The organism is Mycobacterium sp. (assembly GCF_052145595.1).
Classification (GTDB): Bacteria; Actinomycetota; Actinomycetes; order Mycobacteriales; family Mycobacteriaceae; genus Mycobacterium.
Genome location: NZ_JBKQOI010000010.1, coordinates 1 through 16,991, shown reverse-complemented (window position 1 = coordinate 16,991; position 16,991 = coordinate 1). Strand labels below are relative to the sequence as shown.

The 16,991-nt window shown below is 67.3% G+C and carries 17 protein-coding genes; 7 read left to right on the top strand and 10 right to left on the bottom strand.

Going from position 1 to position 16,991, the window contains the following annotated elements:
* Positions 1–4 precede the first annotated feature (4 nt).
* Entirely contained in the window at positions 5–571 is a 567-nt protein-coding gene (locus ACLP4W_RS00595) for a TetR/AcrR family transcriptional regulator (protein ID WP_442383087.1), read from the top strand.
* A gap of 2 nt (positions 572–573) precedes the next feature.
* Here ACLP4W_RS00595 and nadC read toward each other — a convergent pair whose 3' ends face one another.
* Genes nadC through nadA form a run of 3 tightly spaced genes read right to left on the bottom strand, consistent with a single transcriptional unit; the run spans position 574 to position 4,054 of the window.
* Complete coding sequence (gene nadC, locus ACLP4W_RS00590; RefSeq protein ID WP_442383126.1) at positions 574–1,428, bottom strand: carboxylating nicotinate-nucleotide diphosphorylase; 855 nt, start codon at positions 1,426–1,428, stop codon at positions 574–576.
* 2 nt (positions 1,429–1,430) lie between these two features.
* The gene (locus ACLP4W_RS00585; RefSeq protein ID WP_442383085.1) at positions 1,431–3,023 is read right to left on the bottom strand and encodes an L-aspartate oxidase; all 1,593 of its coding nucleotides are present in this window, start codon (positions 3,021–3,023) and stop codon (positions 1,431–1,433) included.
* Positions 3,023–4,054: a quinolinate synthase NadA gene (gene nadA / locus ACLP4W_RS00580; RefSeq protein WP_442383124.1), complete on the bottom strand. Its 1,032-nt coding sequence runs from the start codon at positions 4,052–4,054 to the stop codon at positions 3,023–3,025. The genes ACLP4W_RS00585 and nadA overlap by 1 nt, the downstream gene beginning before the upstream one ends.
* 63 nt (positions 4,055–4,117) lie before the next feature.
* On the opposite strand from nadA, the gene ACLP4W_RS00575 reads away from it, so the two are divergent.
* Both ACLP4W_RS00575 and ACLP4W_RS00570 read left to right on the top strand, forming a co-directional pair.
* The gene (locus ACLP4W_RS00575) at positions 4,118–4,840 is read left to right on the top strand and encodes an NUDIX hydrolase (protein WP_442383083.1); all 723 of its coding nucleotides are present in this window, start codon (positions 4,118–4,120) and stop codon (positions 4,838–4,840) included.
* A 190-nt stretch (positions 4,841–5,030) separates the two neighbouring features.
* Positions 5,031–6,371 carry a lipase family protein gene (locus tag ACLP4W_RS00570; RefSeq protein ID WP_442383081.1) on the top strand — a complete coding sequence of 447 codons (1,341 nt, stop codon included), beginning with the start codon at positions 5,031–5,033 and terminating at the stop codon, positions 6,369–6,371.
* A 17-nt stretch (positions 6,372–6,388) separates the two neighbouring features.
* Here the strand turns inward: ACLP4W_RS00570 and ACLP4W_RS00565 are convergent, their stop codons facing one another.
* From ACLP4W_RS00565 to ACLP4W_RS00535, 7 genes are all read right to left on the bottom strand, one after another.
* The gene (locus ACLP4W_RS00565) at positions 6,389–6,973 is read right to left on the bottom strand and encodes a DUF2567 domain-containing protein (RefSeq protein WP_442383122.1); all 585 of its coding nucleotides are present in this window, start codon (positions 6,971–6,973) and stop codon (positions 6,389–6,391) included.
* A 65-nt stretch (positions 6,974–7,038) separates the two neighbouring features.
* Positions 7,039–7,305, bottom strand: coding sequence for a biotin synthase auxiliary protein BsaP (bsaP, locus tag ACLP4W_RS00560; protein WP_442383079.1), 267 nt, complete (start codon positions 7,303–7,305; stop codon positions 7,039–7,041).
* Complete coding sequence (gene bioB, locus ACLP4W_RS00555) at positions 7,292–8,326, bottom strand: biotin synthase BioB (protein ID WP_442383077.1); 1,035 nt, start codon at positions 8,324–8,326, stop codon at positions 7,292–7,294. The genes bsaP and bioB overlap by 14 nt, the downstream gene beginning before the upstream one ends.
* A 143-nt stretch (positions 8,327–8,469) precedes the next feature.
* Positions 8,470–8,979: a 2'-5' RNA ligase family protein gene (locus tag ACLP4W_RS00550; RefSeq protein ID WP_442383075.1), complete on the bottom strand. Its 510-nt coding sequence runs from the start codon at positions 8,977–8,979 to the stop codon at positions 8,470–8,472.
* Positions 8,979–9,659, bottom strand: a complete 681-nt coding sequence (gene bioD / locus ACLP4W_RS00545) for a dethiobiotin synthase (protein ID WP_442383073.1) — start codon at positions 9,657–9,659, stop codon at positions 8,979–8,981. Before bioD ends, ACLP4W_RS00550 begins: the two co-directional genes overlap by 1 nt.
* On the bottom strand, positions 9,656–10,816 hold the full coding sequence (locus ACLP4W_RS00540; RefSeq protein ID WP_442383071.1) for an 8-amino-7-oxononanoate synthase: 1,161 nt from the start codon (positions 10,814–10,816) through the stop codon (positions 9,656–9,658). The genes bioD and ACLP4W_RS00540 overlap by 4 nt, the downstream gene beginning before the upstream one ends.
* A 92-nt stretch (positions 10,817–10,908) precedes the next feature.
* Positions 10,909–12,243: a PE family protein gene (locus ACLP4W_RS00535; protein ID WP_442383069.1), complete on the bottom strand. Its 1,335-nt coding sequence runs from the start codon at positions 12,241–12,243 to the stop codon at positions 10,909–10,911.
* 544 nt (positions 12,244–12,787) lie between these two features.
* Here ACLP4W_RS00535 and ACLP4W_RS00530 point away from each other — a divergent pair.
* The 4 genes from ACLP4W_RS00530 to ACLP4W_RS00515 all read left to right on the top strand — a co-directional run bounded on the left by ACLP4W_RS00530 (position 12,788) and on the right by ACLP4W_RS00515 (position 16,687).
* Complete coding sequence (locus ACLP4W_RS00530; protein WP_442383067.1) at positions 12,788–13,348, top strand: hypothetical protein; 561 nt, start codon at positions 12,788–12,790, stop codon at positions 13,346–13,348.
* A 24-nt stretch (positions 13,349–13,372) separates the two neighbouring features.
* Positions 13,373–14,692, top strand: a complete 1,320-nt coding sequence (locus tag ACLP4W_RS00525; protein ID WP_442383065.1) for a Dyp-type peroxidase — start codon at positions 13,373–13,375, stop codon at positions 14,690–14,692.
* An 11-nt stretch (positions 14,693–14,703) separates the two neighbouring features.
* Positions 14,704–15,717, top strand: coding sequence for a hypothetical protein (locus tag ACLP4W_RS00520; RefSeq protein ID WP_442383063.1), 1,014 nt, complete (start codon positions 14,704–14,706; stop codon positions 15,715–15,717).
* 295 nt (positions 15,718–16,012) lie between these two features.
* Positions 16,013–16,687 carry a methyltransferase family protein gene (locus ACLP4W_RS00515; protein ID WP_442383061.1) on the top strand — a complete coding sequence of 225 codons (675 nt, stop codon included), beginning with the start codon at positions 16,013–16,015 and terminating at the stop codon, positions 16,685–16,687.
* The last annotated feature ends 304 nt before the right edge of the window (positions 16,688–16,991 follow it).

Sequence of the window (16,991 nt, the reverse complement as noted above, 5' to 3'; positions counted from 1 at the left end):
TACCGTGCCGAGACCAGACCGCAGCCGCGCAGCGCTGATCGACAACGCCGCCACCCTGTTCCGCCGCCAGGGGTATGCCGCGACCGGACTCAACCAGATCCTGGACGAGGCCGGCGTCAAACCCGGTTCGCTGTACCACCACTTCCCGCAGGGCAAGCAGCAGTTGGCCGCCGCAGTCGTCGACAGCGAGGGGACCGGCATCGAGCAACTGCTGCGTCGGTTTCTGGCCTCGGACCGATCGGTGCCCGACATCGTCGACCGGTGGGTCGACCTGCTGGCGGCGGGGCTGGCCGGCGACCAGCGCGACGGCTGCCCAATCGAACCGATCGCCACCGAGTCGGTGAACGCGAGTCCGGCCGTCCGCTCCGCGTCGGCGCGCGCCTTCAAGAGTTGGTGTGTCGCGGTCGAAGATCGGCTGCGCTCCGAAGGGTGGCCTGCGACAGAAGCGAAACAGGTTGCGATTGGGGTGATCTCACTGATCGAGGGAGCACTGATCCTCTCCCGGATCTCCGGTGATGCGGAAGCGCTTAACGCCGCCAAGCCCGCCGCCCGCACGTTGCTACGTCGCTAGCCCTACATATCCAGGCCGATGTCGAGCGCGCGCACCGAGTGGGTCAGCGCACCGACGGCAAGGTAGTCCACACCGGTTGCGGCGTAGGTCGCCGCGGTGTCCAGGCTGAGCCCACCGGACGATTCGAGCAGGACGGCGGGTGCCCGGGCGTCCCGTCGCTGCACGGCCATCTGTGTCTGCCACACCGGGAAGTTGTCCAGCAGGATCAGTTCGGGCTTTTCGGCCAGCACCTCATCAAGCTGCTCGAGGGAGTCCACTTCGACCTCGCACGGCAGATCGGGTGCGGCTTCGCGCACCGCCCGTAGCGCTTCGACCACCGATCCCGCGGCCACGACGTGGTTGTCCTTGATCAGTGCCGCGTCGCCGAGCCCCAGGCGGTGGTTGACGCCCCCGCCGACCCGTACCGAATATTTCTGCAGCACCCGCAGGCCGGGCAGCGTTTTGCGGGTATCACGGATCTTGGCCTTGGTGCCTTGCACGGCGTCGACCCAGGCCGCGGTCGCCGTGGCGATCCCGGACAGGTGGCAGACCAGATTCAGCATGGTTCGCTCCGCGGTCAACAGGCCACGGGTCTCCGCCTGGACCGTCAACAACGACTCACCCGGCTGCAACCGGGCACCGTCTTCGACGCGATCGAGCACCCGATAACCGCCGGCACCGAGCACCTCGTCGAGGACCAGCAACGCGACGTCCACCCCGGCGATCACACCCGGCTCTCGAGGCACCATAGACGCCGTGGCCACCGCCCCCGCGGGCACCGTGGCCAGCGTGGTGACATCGGGGCCGTAGCGCAGATCCTCCTGCAGACCACGCCGAATGGTGTCCCGAGCCGCGTCCAGTTCGCAGTCGGACAGCATCGTCACCCCACCGCCGCCAGCGCCCCCACCAGCACCGAGTTCTGGTCCTCGGCCAGTCGCAGCACACTGCTGCGGGCTTGTTCCGGCGCGGCGTCCGGGTACTCCGCACGGTGGTGGCAACCCCGGCTTTCGCCGCGCGCCAAAGCCGCCGCGGTCACCGCCCGGGCGGTCACCGTCAGCGCGACGTCCTCTAAATCGCGACGGCCGGTCACGTTGCGAACCCGTGCCTGAGACAGCTCGTCGGACAACCGGTTTAGCCCGGCTAAGTCGCGCACCACCGAGACGTCCCGGCTCATCGCGCGTTGCAGTTCGCCGCGTGTCGATGCGGTGTGGGTGATCGGCTCGGCCGCCTTGAAAGGCACTGCGCGGGGACGTCCGGCCGGCGCGGCGTGGGCGGCCGCAGCCTTTCCGGCCCGCCCTCCGACCACCAGGCCTTCCAGCAGGCTGTTGGACGCCAACCGGTTTGCGCCGTGCATCCCGGTGCGGGCCACCTCGCCCGCGGCGAACAGCCCGGGCAGCTCGGTCTGGCCGTACACGTCGGTGACGACGCCACCGCAGCTGTAGTGCGCGCCCGGAACGACCGGGATGGGCTGAAGGACGGGGTCGATGCCGGCGGCCCGGCACGCGGCGGTGACATTGGGGAAACGGGACTCGAAGCCCTCGATGCCGCGCGCGTCGAGGAAGACGCACGGATCGCCGGTGGCCTTCAGCCGCGCGTCGACGGCCGCCGCCACGACGTCGCGTGGCGCCAGATCGCCCATTGGGTGAACACCTGCTGTGACCGAATTACCTTGCCCGTCAAGCAACATCGCACCCTCACCGCGGATGGCCTCGGTGACCAGCGGGCGGCGGCCGCCACCGGCGCCAAAAAGCATGGTCGGGTGGAACTGGATGAACTCGAGATCGCTGACCGCGACGCCGGCCCACAACGCCAACGCGATTCCGTCACCGGTGGAACCGTCGGGATTGGTGGTCGCGCCGTAGAGGTGTCCCAGCCCGCCGGAGGCCAGGATCACCGAGGGCGCGCTGACGATCCCATATCCGTCCTGGTTGCCGACCAACACCCCGGTCACCCGTTCCTCACCCAGGGTGTTGTCGTGCAGCACACGCAGGGCCACGTGGCTGGTGCGGATGTCCAGCATGGCCGCGGCGTGGTCGAGCGCACGCTGGACCTCGGCGCCGGTGGCGTCACCGCCGGCGTGCACGATGCGGCGCCGCGAGTGTCCGCCTTCGCGCGTCAAATCCCAACGGCCCGGCACCGATTCGTCGAATCGCGCTCCGGCACCGACCAATTCAGACACCGCGCGGTAGCCGTCGGCGACGATCGAGCACACCGCGTCGGGATCGCACAGGCCCGCGCCCGCGGCCAGGGTGTCGGCGACGTGGGCCTCGACTGAGTCGTCATTGTCCGGCAGCACCACCGCGATGCCGCCTTGTGCATAGTGGGTCGCGGTCACCCCGTGCGCCTGATCCGCCTTGGACAGCACGACGACATTGCGGCCGGCGCGATGGGCGGCCAGCGCAGCGGCCAATCCTCCTACGCCGGTGCCGATTACGACGACGTCGGCTGTATCGGTCCAAACGGGACGGGCCATCATTCGCCGCCGCCCGGCTGGCCGATTTCGATCATCCGCTGCACGCTGCGCCGGCCCGCTGCCGCGATGTCGGGGTCGACGTGGACTTCGTCCGCACCCTCGACGAGGCAGCGCAACAGGGCCGCGGGGGTAATCATCTTCATGTACTTGCAGGAGGCGCGGTCGTTGACCGCGCGGAAGTCGACTCGCGGCGCCGCCCGGCGCAGCTGGTACAGCATGCCGACCTCGGTGGCGACCAGAACCTTGCGCGCGTGCGTCTGATTGGCGGCCTCGAGCATCCCGCCGGTGGACAAGATCTTCACCCGGTCCGGCGGGAAGGCGCCCTCCCCTGCGAGATACAAAGCCGAAGTGGCGCAACCGCATTCGGGATGCACGAAGAGTTCGGCATCGGGATTGGTCCGGGCCTGGTCGGTGAGCTCGTCGCCGTTGATGCCGGCGTGCACGTGGCATTCGCCGGCCCACACGTGCAGGTTCTTGCGGCCTGTCACTCGACGGACATGGGCGCCCAGGAATTGATCCGGGCAGAACAAGACGTCGCGGTCCGGGCCGATGGATTCGACCACCTCGACCGCGTTGGACGAGGTGCAGCAGATGTCGGTGAGCGCCTTCACCGCGGCTGTGGTGTTGACGTAGGAGACGACTACGGCACCGGGGTGCTCGTCCTTCCAGGCGCGCAGTTCGTCGGGAGTGATCGAGTCGGCGAGCGAGCATCCGGCCCGCTGATCCGGAATGAGCACGGTCTTGTCCGGGCTGAGGACCTTGGCGGTCTCGGCCATGAAATGCACGCCGCAGAACACGATGGTGTCCTCGGGCGCGTCGGCGGCGATCCGCGACAGCGCCAGCGAATCCCCGACGTAGTCGGCGACGTCCTGGATGGCGGGCAGCTGGTAGTTGTGTGCGAGCAGGGTGGCCCCGCGCAACTTGGCAAGTCGGCGAATCTCGGCGGCCCACTGCGCGTCCCCGTCCACACCGGCATAGCCGGCAGACGAATTGGTGACGTCAGCAAGCATGTCTTCGGCGAGCATGTCCATGCGACTCACCATCGTCACGGCGACTCCTTTCGGCCAGGAGGTTTTCGACTTACAATCGAAAACATGCCCCATATTAGCACCGCCCACGAAGTGCTTGCCGTCGTGTTCCAGGTTCGCCAGGTAACTGAGCAGGTTAAGGGGGCCTCTCGAACACAGAAACCGCAGCTTAACGTGCTGTTATGGCAGCGTGCCCGCGATCCGCAAAAAGGTGCATGGTCGCTGCCGGGTGGGCGGCTGCGCAACGGCGAGGACCTGACCACATCGGTGCGCCGCCAACTGGCCGAAAAGGTCGACCTGAAAGAGCTGGCGCACCTGGAGCAACTCGCAGCGTTCTCCGACCCGCACCGGGTACCGGGCACCCGGGTGATCGCGTCGACCTTCCTGGGTCTGGTGCCCTCCCCCGCCACCCCCGAGCTGCCGCCGGACACCCGCTGGCATCCGGTGAGTTCGCTGCCACCGATGGCGTTCGATCACGGCCCGATGGTGGCACACGCGCACGCCAGGCTGGTCGCCAAGATGTCGTACACCAACATCGGTTTCGCTTTGGCACCAAGGGAATTCGCGTTGTCGACCTTGCGTGATATATATGGCGCCGTGCTGGGCTACCAGGTCGACGCGACGAATCTGCAACGGGTTTTGGCCCGGCGCGGAGTCATCACCCAGACCGGCACCATCGCGCAGTCCGGCCGCAGCGGTGGGCGGCCGGCGGCGCTGTACCACTTCACCGACTCTCAGCTGCGGGTTACCGACGAATTCGCGGCGTTTCGGCCACCCGGCCAGCTTTGAGTTGGCTTTGAATGCCGCCGAGCAGGGCCGACGAGCATTCCAACCCGTGACGCGCCGGGTAGATTGGGCGGCAACAGCACCGCCGGTGAGCTGCAGAACCTGACGAGAAGTGGCTCACATTGCGGCGATTACGTTTTGGCTACCGTCCGTTCATGCGCGAGAATGCGGGATAGCCAAGAAGGGATCCTTAATGGTTGAACTCGGCAATCTGGCTGGGACACACGGCGCGGAGTGGATCGGCCGCCCGCAGCATGAGGAACTGCAGCGCAAAGTGCGGCCGCTGCTGCCCTCCGACGACCCGTTCTTCCAGCCGCCGCCCGGCTTTCAGCACGCCGAGCCGGGCACGGTGCTGCGCTCGCGCGAGGTCGAGCTGGCGTTTCTGGGCGTGATCCCGCAGCCCGTCAAAGCCGTGCAGCTGCTCTACCGGACGATGGACATGAACGGTGAGCCCGAGGCGACGGCGACCACGGTGATCGTCCCGGCCGAGCTCGCTCCGGAGCAGCCCTGCCCGCTGCTGTCATACCAGTGCGCGATCGACGCGATGTCGTCCCGCTGTTTCCCGTCTTACGCGCTGCGACGCAGGGCGAAGGCCCTCGGGTCGATAGGCCAGCTCGAACTTTTCCTGATCACCGCCGCCGTCGCCGAGGGTTGGGCCGTCTCGGTGCCCGACCACGAGGGTGTCCACGGTGCTTGGGGCGCGCCGTACGAGCCCGGGTATCGCGTGCTGGACGGGATCCGGGCCGCGCTGAGCTCGGAACGGCTCGGATTGGCGCCGTCGGCGCCGATCGGGCTGTGGGGGTACTCCGGCGGTGGACTGGCCAGTGCGTGGGCCGCCGAAATGTGTGGCGTATACGCACCCGAATTGGACATCGTCGGGGCGGTGCTGGGGTCACCCGTCGGCGACCTGGGCAACACCTTCCGCAGGCTCAACGGCAGCTTCCTGGCGGGTCTGCCCGCGCTGGTGGTGGCCGCGCTCACCCACATCTACCCCGACCTGGACCGCATCATCAAAGAGCACACCAACGACGAGGGACGCGCCCTGCTCGAGTCGCTGGAGAAGATGACGACCGTGGAAGCGGTCCTCCGGATGGCCGGCAAGGACATGGGCGACTACCTCGACGAGCCGCTCGAGGACATCCTGTCCACGCCCGAGATCACCTACATCTTCGACAGCATCAGGCTGGGCGCCGCGGTGCCGACGCCGCCGGTGCTGATCGTGCAGGCCGTGCACGACTACCTCATCGACGTCAACGACATCGACGCGCTGGCCGACGCCTACTCGGCCGGCGGCGCCAGGGTCACCTATCACCGCGACGCGTTCAACGAACACATGCTTTTGCACCCGCTGTCGGCCCCGATGGCGCTTCGCTGGCTCACCGACCGGTTCGAGCGCCGACCGCTGACCGAGCACCTCATCAGGACCACCTGGCCGACGATGTTCCATCCGATGACCTACGTCGGCATGGCCCGACTGGTCAAGATCGCGGCCAAGGTCATCACCGGCAGGGAGATCCCGCGTCGTCCTTTATAAGGTCCTCTATAAGCCCGCTAGGAGATGGCGGCTTCCGGGGCCTCCGGCTGCATCGGCAGCGCATGCGAAGGCTCTAGCGGAAGACCCCCCAGGTCGTCGCGAGCATGGGCGGCGGCAAGCACGGCATAGACCAGCGCGGCGAAGGCGGCAGGCCACATCAGGGTCACCGCCACCTGCAGCGGCCCCTGCGAAAAGAACACCGGCGGCGCCTCGGTGACATAGGCCACCGATGAGCTTCCCGGCAGCGGTATTGCGTCGAAGTTCAGTGCGCCATAACGCAGCCGAACCAACGCCGCCCCCGTCGCTGCAGCGGCGGCGGCGACGATCACCATGCCGATCGACAGCCCGATCACCATCCCCGGCCCGCGACGCCGGCGCCACTGCCACACCAGCACCGGTGCCACCACAGCCAGCGCCGTCAACAAGCCCAGCATCAGGCATGGCGCGTCGAAGAAGTGCGCGGATTCGGTGCCCAGATAGTCATGGACCCGCTCACCCCCGTGAGTGATTGCCACCACCGCGTGGATCGGCGGGGCGATCCACGCCCACAGCCCGCCGATCAACGCGCCGGTCGCCGCCGCTCCCAGCGCCGCGGTGGCGATCGCGCGCGTCCGTGACGTGGCGGGGACGCCGGCAGGTTCGGGGGTCTCGGGCCCCGCCTGCTCGGTCACCGCTGTGCCTCCAGGTCGGCCGAGTCCACCTGCCCGTGCCGCGAGCACTGCGCCCGCCAGCCGTCGGGACGAACCTGAACCACCATCCGGCGTCCGCACTCCGCGCAGAACCGAGGCGGCTCAAGGCCCAACTGGGCCGCTGTCGGCACCGCGGTGCCCCCCAATTCCCCGGTGTAGACGTTGTAGACGCCGGCGCCGACCGGAGCGCCCAGATCCCGAGCCACGCTTCCCAGTTTCTTACAAGTCGGCCTACAAACTGGCATTGAGCGCCTTGATCGGCATCTGCAGATCGTCGAGCAGTTCCAGATCCGCCTCGGCGGGGCGGCCGAGCGTGGTCAGGTAGTTGCCGACGATCACGGCGTTGATGCCGCCCAGGATGCCCTGCTTGGCGCCGAGGTCGCCCAGGGTGATCTCGCGGCCACCGGCGAAACGCAACATGGTGCGTGGCAATGCCAGCCGGAAAGCGGCCACCGATTTCAATGCTTCGGTGGCCGGCATCACCTCCAGGTCACCGAACGGGGTACCCGGCCGCGGGTTGAGGAAGTTCAACGGCACCTCGTCGGGGCGGAGTTCGGCCAGGTCAGCAGCGAATTCGGCGCGTTGCTCCAAGGTCTCGCCCATGCCGAGGATGCCGCCGCAGCACACTTCCATGCCGGCGTCGCGCACCATCGACAACGTCTGCCACCGCTCCTCCCAGGTGTGGGTGGTGACGACGTCGGTGAAAAACGAGCGGGCGGTCTCGAGGTTGTGGTTGTAGCGGTGCACCCCCATCGCCGAAAGCCGCTCCACCTGCTCGGCGGTGAGCATCCCCAGCGAGCAGGCGATGTTGATCTCGACCTCGTCGCGGATCGCCTCGATGCCGGCCGCCACCTGGGCCATCAATCGCTCGTCGGGCCCGCGTACCGCGGCCACGATGCAGAACTCGGTGGCACCCGACTTGGCGGTCTGCTTGGCCGCCTCGACCAGGCTGGGAATGTCCAGCCAGGCGCTGCGCACCGGCGACGCGAAGAGCCCCGACTGCGAGCAGAAATGGCAATCCTCCGGGCAGCCACCGGTTTTCAGGCTGATGATGCCCTCGACCTCGACCTCGGGGCCACACCAGCGCATCCGCACCTCGTGGGCCAGCCCGAGCAGTTCCTCGAGCCGATCGTCGGGTAGCTGCAGCACCTGCAGCACCTGTTCGCGGCCCAGCCCCTCGCCGCGCTCCAGCACCTGCTGGCGGGCCACCGCCAGGATGTCTGCGTTGTCGGCGTCGGTAATCGGTCGAGTTGCCGCTTGAGTCACGAACTACTCCCCTGCGTCTTTGTCCGTGGCCGACCACCTGGTCATGGCAGCCTGAATTAAACGGTGTTCAAAGTAGGGTAACGGTGCGCACGTGCACAAACGCCACGCGGGCGACGTGGGGCGGCGAACATTGCGGCAGCGCGTCAGCTGATCGGGTGCTCAACCTTCTTGTTGCCGTCCCAGCGGCGCAGACCGGCGAACCGGCCGTCGATCTGCGCTGGGCGACCCGCGATGCGCAGCGCCCGCCCGAGTTGAGGGCCACCGACCCGGCGGGCCAACGTGACATGTGCGGTCCACTGACCGGGCAGGCTGTTGGCCATCGGCGCGGGCGTCACGTGCGGAAGGCTCAGCCGGTGTACCTCGGCGTGCAGAGCCAGCAGCTCGCTCGTCGGGACCACGAGCCGCGCGAACACGACGTTCGCCCGCCCGAACAACACCGGCGCGCCGACCGAACAGCGCAGCGGCAGCCGTCGGCTGAGCGGACTCAGCAGCTCGTCGACGTCGGCGTCGATGTTTTCGGCGACGGTCAGGGTCACGTGGGGTCGGCTGGCCGGCGCCTGGCTGGGGATTCCGGCGCCGGCCAAGTCTTCCCAGATGTGACGGATCGCCGCCTCCGTGTCGGGGTCGAAGACCAGCTCGACCGAATGCACCATCAGCGAACCAACGTGCTTACCCAGTCACCGTCGAACGCCGCGGCACTCATGTCGGCGAATTTTGCGGCGTCCATCGATCCCGCCCCCGCGGGCAGCACGGCCCGCACGGGAGCCAGCCGGGCCAGCACGGACCGATTCGAGGTCTCCACCAGACCGGGGCGAGACGGCCAGCTGCCGATCACCAGCCCGGCGCACGAAACTTGCTGTACGGCAAGGGCTTCCAGCGTCAGCGCGGTGTGGTTGAGGGTGCCCAGGTCCGCGGTGACCGCAACGAGAGCCGCGGCACCCAGTTCGACGGCGAGGTCACGCAACGTGACGCCCGGCTCGGCGAGTTCGACCAGCAGCCCGCCGGCGCCTTCGACCAACGTCAACCGCCCCGGGCGGTCGAGGCCGGCAATGAGCTGCAGCAGCTCGTCGCGGGTGGGCAGCGCCATCCCGGCCTGCTGCGCCGCGGCGGCCGGGGCAAGTGGCTGCGGATATCTGGCCAACCCGGCGAGCTCTGTCGCCCCCGATAGCCGCGCCACCTCGGCGAGGTCATCGTCGCCGGAGTCGGTGCCGGTCTGGACGGGCTTACACACCGCCACGTCGACGCCGACCTGCCGGGCATGACAGGCCAGCGCCGCAGTGACGACCGTCTTGCCGACCCCCGTGCCGGTGCCCGTAACGACCAGGACGGTCAACGGCGTGTCACGGCGAGCACATCCGTGAGCACCCCGCGTGCGAATTCGAGTTCGGCGGCATCGAGCGACGCGCGCGCGGTCAGCCGCAGCCGCGACGTCCCGGCGGGCACGGTCGGGGGCCGGAAGCACCCCACCTTCACGCCGGCGTCGAGGCAGGCGGTCGCTGCGGCCAGCGCCACATCCGGATCGCCCAGGATCACCGACACCACCGCCGACTGCGGCACCTCGGGTACCCCGCAGGTTTCGGCCAGAGCGCGGGCATTCCGCAACACCGCTTCCGGTCGCCACGTTTCGGTCCGCAGCACTTTCAGCGCGGCCCGTGCGGCGCCCACCGCCGCCGGGGCCAGGCCGGTGTCGAAGATGAATGGGCGCGCCGCGTCGATCAGATGGGCACGCACCGGCGCCGGCCCGAGAACCGCACCACCCTGACTGCCGAGCGCCTTGGACAACGTCGTGGTGATCACCACGTCGGGCGCGCCCGCAAGGCCGAGCTCGTGCAGCAGCCCGCGCCCGCCGCCGCGCACCCCCAGGCCGTGCGCCTCGTCGACGATGAGCAGCGCGCGGTGGCGGCGGCACACCTCATGCAGTTCACGGACCGGAGCCAGTGTGCCGTCGGCGCTGAACACCGAGTCGGTGATGACGACGGCGCGCTCCTCGCGGCGGGAGCCCAGCGCCGCATCGACGGCGTCGACGTCGCGGTGCGGCGCCACCACCACCCGGGCCCGCGACAGCCGGCAAGCATCCACCAGGGAGGCGTGCGAATAGGCGTCGGACACGAGTAGCGAACCTGGTCCCGACAGGCCGACGACGGCCCCGAGGTTGGCCGTGTATCCCGAGGAGAACAGCAGACCCGCGGACGCGCCGACGTACTCGGCGAGCTCGGACTCGAACTCCTGGTGCAGCTCGGTGTCGCCGGTGACCAGGCGCGAACCGGTGGCCCCGGCACCCCAGACCCGCAGCGCCGCAACGCCGCCCTCGATCACGTCGGGATGCTGTGACAGGCCGAGATAGTCGTTGGACGCCAGATCCAGCTCGGTGGCTACCGCGGGACGCGGCCGCAGTGAGCGACGCAGCCCGGCCTCGCAGCGCCGCCTCTCCACCTCGTCCAGCCAGGCCAGCGGTGATATCTCGATCGGTGCCTGCGGGGAGGCGTTCATGGGGTTTCAGCCTACGAGTCGCGCGACGTCGACCATCGCGGAGGTGATCTGAGTGATCTCCGGAGGGCCGCCGGCCCCTGCCAGGCGACGCGCTATGTCGATCCGGCGTTGCCGGTGGAGCCGTTGGAGCCGTTGGTGGTACCGGTCCCGCCGGCCCCGCCGGGCCCGCCCGTGGCATTGGTCACGACAGAGGCGCCGGCGGCGCCGCCGTTGCCGCCGTTGCCGCCGACGCCGGTGGTACCGGTGCCGCCGGCGCCGCCGGTGCCGCCGAAGGCCGTTCCGGTTCCGAAGTTGTACGCAATACCGCCGACACCGCCGGCACCGCCGGTGGTGCCGCCGGCGCCGCCCTCGCCGCCGACGCCGCCTGTGGCGTTGTCCACAGTCGTAAAGGGGTAGTCGCCCATAATCCCGGTGCCGCCCTGGCCGCCGACGCCGCCGGTGACCGTGCCGGTGCCGCCCGCTCCACCGGCGCCGCCGGTGACGTTTCCGAATCCGTTGCTGAGCGCAAAACCGCCCTCGCCGCCGTTACCCCCGACGGCGCCGTTGCCACCGGCCCCGCCCGTGCCACCGGTGCCGCTCAGGTTGGCGCCCCCACCGGCCCCGCCATTGCCGCCGGTGCCACTCGTGCTGGCACCGCCAGCCCCGCCGTCGCCGGGAGGGCTGAGATAGCCGCCGGCGCCGCCAGCCCCGCCGTTACCGCCGGCCCCGGCGCCGTCGCCGGCCCCGCCGACCCCACCGAGCCCGCCGTTACCGAGGATCAGCCCACCGGCCCCGCCGGCCCCGCCGATACCGCCAGCCCCGCCGGAGCCGGTGGTGGCGGCCCCGCCGGCCCCGCCCGCCCCGCCAGTACCGAACCAACCCGCCGACCCACCAGCCCCACCGGCCTGACCGGCCCCGCCGGTCCCGCCGGCCCCGCCGTTTCCGATCAGCCCGGCGTTACCGCCGTTACCGCCGGGTAGACCGGAGCCAGACGGCTCGGAATAACCAGCGCCGCCGTTGCCGAACAAGATCCCACCGGCCCCGCCATTCGGGCTGGTCGCTGTCCCAGCACCGCCGTTGCCGACCAGCGGGCCCCCCAAGATCACCTGGGCGGGCGCATTGACCGCCGCCAGCGCGACCTGCCGCACTTCCTGCAACGGCGACACGTTGGTCGCCTCCGCGGTCCCATACGCGCCCCCCGACGCACTCAAGTCCTGCACGAATTGGGTATGAATCGCCGCCGCCTCGGCACCTAACGCCTGAAAGTCCTTGGCGACACCGGAGAACAGCGACGCGATCGCCGCCGACACCTCATCACCAGCGGCGGGAATCACCGTGGTGATCGAGGCCGCAGCCGCCGTATGAGCGGCATTGATCGACGAGCCGATACCGGCCAAATCCGCCGCCGCCGCCGCCAACGCGTCCGGCACTGCGATCAAATACGACATCGCTAACCTCCGGTCACACCATCAGCGAAAGTAGCAACGGATCCCGCTGCCCACCCGCCTTTCAACGTTTCCTTAAAGTTCATCGACGGTCACTTGCGAACGCTGCGGCTGGCCGGGAACAGCGAACAACCGGCGCCCCATCAGTCGCGCTTGCTGTCCAGACTCGGCCATGCGACACCGATTTGCCGCCGCTGCCTGAAGACCCGCTGGACGCATGTACGCGCGCTCGCACGACGGGTGGCGGACACCGCCACATCGGCCGTCACCTGCACGCACAACTTCGATCATCGGGCTTGGCAGTAGTTCCTAGGGAAAATTACGATCGGATAACGGTTCCAAACTGTACCTTCCTATTTGACGCTTGCATAATAGTTTCGCCCATGCAACGCGGGCCCGTTGGCGTGCACACGAAAGCCTCCGACACGGCGTCCGGGCGGATCGCCCACACCATGTGCGCTCACACTTGACACCGCATGTTCTTCTGGCCTGCGTGCGGTGCACATGGGAACTGTCCGCCCTATCAGCTTCGAGAAGAGGAGCCGAGATGTCCGCGAGCGATCACGACTGGACCAAGCCAGCGGCGCTGGCGATCCCTGAAGAGGGTTACTTCCAACAGGAGCGCGGGCGGTACGGTCCGATATATCCCCGGACACCGGCGTGCTACGGATTCTCGATCATCGCGAAGGTCAAAGAGGGCCGAGAGAAAGTTGTCCGCGCCTACGGGAAACAGATTCAAGACGCCATCGCCATGAGCCCAGACGTGCTCGCCCCACTTCGGCTGCACTACCTGCGCTGGGTGCTGTTCGACGTCGGCTCGGGGCTGCACTTCCAGTACCAGGGCATCTTCGACACGGACTTCGACAAATACACCGAGGACGCGGTGGCGCTCTTCAGCCAAACCGGCATCACGACCGTGTTCACGAATCTCGAAGGATTCCCGGAAGATTGGAAGGAAAACCCGGCGTCCTTCGTCAAGTTCGTCCGCGATCACCAGTACCCCAGCTTCCTGGAGTACGGCGAGTACCCCTACGTGACAGCCGACGAGATCAAGAAGGCGTTGCGACTCAAGTCGGCGTTCTCCGACATGCTCGACCAGATGCAGTGAGCCGCGCGAAAGCGCGTGCGGGCAATGCTCGAACTCGACGACATACAGCACATCTTGCTGACCCGCACCCCAGCGATGACGGGGCGCTACGAGTTCCTGTCTTTCGATAACCCTGCGGGGGGTCGGGCGTGGTTGGCCGAATTGGTGGATCGGGTCCAATCAGCCTCAGATGTACGCGCCACCATGGAGGATGCGGAGCGGTGGGTCACATTGGCGTTCACGTGGAACGGTCTACGTGCGCTCGGAGTAAACGAGGCCGCGCTGGCAACGTTCCCCCAGGAGTTTCGTGAAGGGATGGCGGCCCGCGCCGACATCCTTGGTGACACAGGGACGAATCACCCCGATCATTGGGTAGATGGCCTGGCCGGTGATGACGTGCACGCGGTCGCGATCCTGTTCGCGCGTACCGAGGCAGAGCATCGCCGGGCCACCGGAGAGCACGACAAGCTGGTTGCCCGGTGTCCTGGCGTCCGCAGCCTTTCGGTGCTGGATTTGAACGCGACCCCGCCGTTCAACTACGCCCACGACCACTTCGGCTTTCGGGACCGGTTGTCGCAGCCCGTGATAGAGGGGTCCGGCGAAGAGCCCACGCCGGGCTCGGGGCCACCGCTCAAGGCGGGTGAGTTCATCCTGGGTTATCCCGACGAGGATGGGCCGCCCGCGAATCTGCCGCAGCCGGAGGCGTTGTCCCGCAACGGCAGCTATATGGCCTACCGGCGCCTGCAGGAGCATGTGGCGCTGTTCCGCGACTATCTGCGCGAACACGCAGACACACCCGAAGGGCAGGAGTTGCTCGCAGCGAAGTTCATGGGCCGCTGGCGCAGCGGTGCTCCGCTGGTGCTGGCACCCGAGCACGATGATCCAGAGTTGGGCGCGGACCCAACGCGCAACAACGACTTCAACTACAAGGAGATGGACCCCCAGGGTTACGCGGTGCCGCTGGGCTCACACGCGCGGCGTCTCAACCCGCGTGACACCGCCGTGAATATGAACCGCCGCAGAATGATCCGTCGCGGCGCGACCTATGGCCCGGCATTACCAGAGGGTGCACCCGACGATGGAGTGGACCGAGGGATTGCCGCGTTCATCATCTGCGCCAGCCTGATTCGCCAATTCGAGTTCGCGCAGAACGTCTGGATCAACGACCGCACCTTCCACGAACTGGGCAACGAACGCGACCCCATCGTCGGCACCCAAGACGGCTCGCTGGACTACACGATCCCCAACCGGCCGATCCGCAAAATCCTCAAAGGACTGCCCGCCTTCACCACCCTCAAGGGCGGTGCCTACTTCTTCCTCCCAGGCATCGGTGCGCTGCGATACCTGGCCACGCTCGACAATTAAGAGGACATGCCATGAGCACGCTGACGCCAGCACGCACGTACAACCAAAGCCACATCCCCCGAAATCACAACGGACGGCGGCGCATCAGCATTTACTGGACGTGGAGCTATCCGTGGGAAGCCCAACGTGATCCTGCTGCACTGTACAACCGCTTCTCGACTATGACGGAAGTCCGCAATGCGTCGTGGCCCAGCTACGAGACGGTGGAGTACGACGAGGCGCATTTCCTTCAGGGCATCGCCGGAACGCTGGAGCTCTTCCACCGCTCAACGCTGGCCTTTCAGAAGTTGGGGGGTGAAGCGACGGGCCACCGCGTCGCCGTGTTTCAGCGCATCGACCAGGCGGGCTACAAGCTTCCGATTGACGAACGGGTCCTGGCCGACACCGACACCTTGATGGTGTTCGGACTCGACCACATCCTGTCTGAGCAGGAAGCCGCACCTGAGGAGAGCGCCGCTGTCCGCGAATGGCTGCGACGGGAAGGAACCTGCCTGCTACTGGCACCGCATCACGACGTCGGCTTCAGCGACGATTTCGCACAGCGGCAGGTTGAATACCGACACCACGGCGACCCACTGGTGCCGCGTCAGCAGCGGTTCAGTCAGTACTCCCGCTCGCTGATGAAGGCACTCAACGTCCCAGTCCACAACAAATGGGGACTGAGACCCGCAGTAGTCGACGGCACGAATGGCATTGCGCCGCTGACCGCGTTTCGCGACCTCGACACACCTCGGCTGCTCGAAAACGTCACCACGTTCAATTTCCACCCCCACCTACCGCACTACGAACTCACTGGGCCGGAAACCGACTCCGTGCGTGTGCTAGGCCGCCAACGTATCGACCCGAACCGGCCGCACCCGTTCACTGCGGTCGGTAATACCGAGTTCAACGCGCTGATCTGGATGCCGCCCACCGCACAACGCGCGGGCCACATCGTGCTCGTCGACTCCACGAACTTCACCACGCTGTTCGGCGGCACCGAAAGCCTCAAGAACCTTTGGCACAACCTCGCCACCATGAAATGACGTTCCTACCTAGCCGCCGGTGTCCAAACTGGAAAGCGCGCACCGCCATCATTGCGAGCAGTCGGGCGGAGCTGACCGAGGCTTTGCGAGGTCGCCGGGGGCGATACTGCGTAGCGAGCGTGCGGCAAATGACACATTCGCGCACATCCTCCGGGTAGGCGGCGGTAGTTTCAGTCCTGCGCCGCGGTTGTGGCTCCTGGCGATCGGTGCGGCACTGACACGCTGGGAGTAGCGGTTTTCCGGCGCCGCGATGTGCGCTGTTGGCGTGCGGTACCGGACGGACGAAGGAGGATCGGTGAAAACCATTCCTAAGTTGTTGCTATTCGGTCTTGTTGAGTTTGTGGTGTTTGGCTCGATGCTGTTTTTCCCGGCAGGCACGTTCAATTACTGGCAAGCATGGGTTTTTCTGGTGGTGGTTGCCGTTTCGGCTTGGATCCCCGTCATCTACTTGCTCCGTACGAATCCCGTTGCGCTTCAGGCGCGGATGCGTGGGGGCCCGACAGCGGAGACCCGAACGGCGCAGAAGATCGTTATTGCCGGCTTGTACTTGTCGCTGGCAGCAATGGTCGTGGTCAGCGCCCTTGACCATCGCTTCGGCTGGTCTCCGGTGCCAACGGCAATCTGCTTAGTTGGTGATGTTCTGGTGGCCGTTGGACTGGGTTTGGTGGGGCTGGTGGTCATTCAGAACAGCTATGCGGCCGCAACCGTCCGGGTGGAGGCAGACCAGACGGTCGTCTCTACCGGTGTGTACGGGCTGGTGCGGCATCCCATGTACACCGGCAATGTGATCATGATGGTGGGCATCCCCATTGCACTCGGTTCCTACTGGGGACTCGTCTTCGTCGTTCCTGGACTAATCGTGCTCGCCTCGCGCATCCGCGACGAGGAGAAGCTGCTCCAAAAAGATTTGGACGGATATCGCGAGTACACGCAGAAGGTTCGCTATCGCCTGCTCCCAGGTATGTGGTGACAGCCGCAGGACCCACACCTGAATCCGGCGACGTTCGGCGCGTGTAATTCGCTAAGTCAGCTCAAGGGGCGCCGCGCGGCTGGTGGCACCACAGTTCGAGACGATCGACGGCCCGCCCGGCCTGCCGGTTCGGCCACGTTTTCGGCAGATGCACCTCGGTGGTGTCGCGACCGTGTTTAGACCGAAGTTCCCCCTGCTGTGTTGACGGGTTGGGGTGTTGACGTGGGGTTTTGTGATCTGGTGGGTGTGGGCTACTGACTACGCCAGACCGTGGCGGTGGGATACGTCGAGGAGTTCGAAGGCC